The sequence below is a fragment of the Lactiplantibacillus sp. B652 genome, assembly GCF_023806745.1.
GTDB lineage: Bacteria > Bacillota > Bacilli > Lactobacillales > Lactobacillaceae > Lactiplantibacillus > Lactiplantibacillus pentosus.
The window spans coordinates 1-1852 of the sequence record NZ_JAMSKY010000040.1; the positions used below are offsets into that span (position 1 = coordinate 1).

Below are 1852 nucleotides of genomic sequence, written 5' to 3' on the forward strand. Positions count from 1 at the left end.
AGCGTCACCACTCACAGTTTGTGCCCCAATTTCAGCCTGGTCTGGCGTGTAACCCTTAATAGCTGGGCTAGTTACTGCCGCAAAGCTTTGATCTGCTGACCAAGACCCATAGGTCTTCTCACCTGTCACCGCATCAGTTGAGACTTCACGCGTAAATTCAACCGGCTTGGCCACATAATCATCATGAGCTGTCGTACCATCTTTGTAGACGTAATGGATAGTTTCATTAATCGTCTTGCTTTCAGTTGTAATAGTTGGCGCATTCTTAGCATAAACCACCGTGAAATCAAGATCACTAGAATTAGTGTAGACAGTTTGAACTGCAACGCTTGTCAAATCAGAGTTTGGGGCATCATTACTGATTACCTTATAGCCATCAACTTCTGGATTAACTACTTCTGCGAAATTGGTACTGTCTGCTTTTGTCCATCCAGCTTCTGTTGGCACACCATTATCATCCAGCGTTGCAGTCTTTGCTTTAGTTGAGTAATACGTTGTTGTTGTGTTATCAACTGGATTAGTTACTGTCACAAATGTAATTGGATCTGCCGTATATCCTATTGCTACTTCTTTACCATCTTGGTCAATATACTTAATGGTTTCACTAATTGTTTTGCTTGTTTGTGTGTACGCTGGTGCATAGACATAAATAACCGTCCCATTATCTCCAGCTTTTGTTAGAGTACCCGTCGCTGGCAAACTTTTTGCTCCAGTGGCAGTACCATCATCCATTCTTACAAACTTATAATTGGGAATTTCTAATTGTCCTGTAGTATAAGTACCATTAACATTAGCGCCATTTGGATAAGCAACCTCACCTTGAGCAATTTGATTACCTTTTGTATCAACATACTTAACATTAACTGTCGCTGCTTGCTTAAAATCAAAACTCATTATTTCAAATTGCTGTAAATTCTTAGCACCACCAGTTGATGCACTGACAATCATTGCCATTGCTTGATTAGAATTCGAGACAGTCGTAGTCCAAGTTAATATCTTACCGCTTGTTTGGGTATACTTGATTGTTAATGTTCTTGTATCTCCATCATAATCAACTGTAAAATCATGAAATTGGCCGTTTACGTCAGACTTACTTAACGCTTGGGAAGTTCCATCAACATCTTTAGCCCACCATCTTTGAACTTTTATTCCATCCTTAGTAGCAACTTCTTCATTTTCAGTATCAACAAATGTGCCATATGGAGCATTCATAGAATCCCCATTCCAACCAAAATCATTAGAGTTAGTTGAATCGATTTGGCTACCATCTTTATCAGACTGTGGAGCTTGATAACCATTTGACCATGTATCAAGCTTAAATCCCAGAGCATTTTGCAAGCCACCAATACCCAAGTTGCCACCAGCATTACCAATATCTGTGGTATTACCGTTATGAAAAGCAAAGCCAATACCGTCAGCTCCATTAGGATTGGATCCTAAATTAACCTTACCAGTTAAAGTAAAACTAGTATTCATATCAATTTTACTCTTGAGAGAGAAATTTCCAACTTTATTATATTCATCTGGTGTAATAGTCACAATACCAGTATTTTGATCATAAGTGGCTGATCCGTTTAATGAAAAGTAAGCAAGAAAATTATCCTTAGTAACATGTGTTAGAGCTTCTTTATCAGTCGCCAAAGCCTTACTTGTACGTAATTGTTGCAATAATGTGTTGTAAGATATCTTAGTTACAGTTTGGCGTGTTTTAGCACTAATCGTTTCGGCCTTCACTGCACTGCTACTACTTGCACTAGTCGTTTCGGCCTTTGCTGCACTGCTACTACTTGCACTAGTCGTTTCGGCCTTTGCTGCACTGCTACTACTTGCACTAGTCGTTTCGGCCTTTGCT

The 1852-nt window shown here is 39.4% G+C and carries 1 protein-coding gene; it reads right to left on the reverse strand.

Annotated features, from left to right (window positions below; genetic code table 11):
• Positions 1–1852: lectin-like domain-containing protein (locus MZO40_RS16685; RefSeq protein ID WP_252133459.1), on the reverse strand; the 1852-nt coding region annotated here is incomplete at both ends.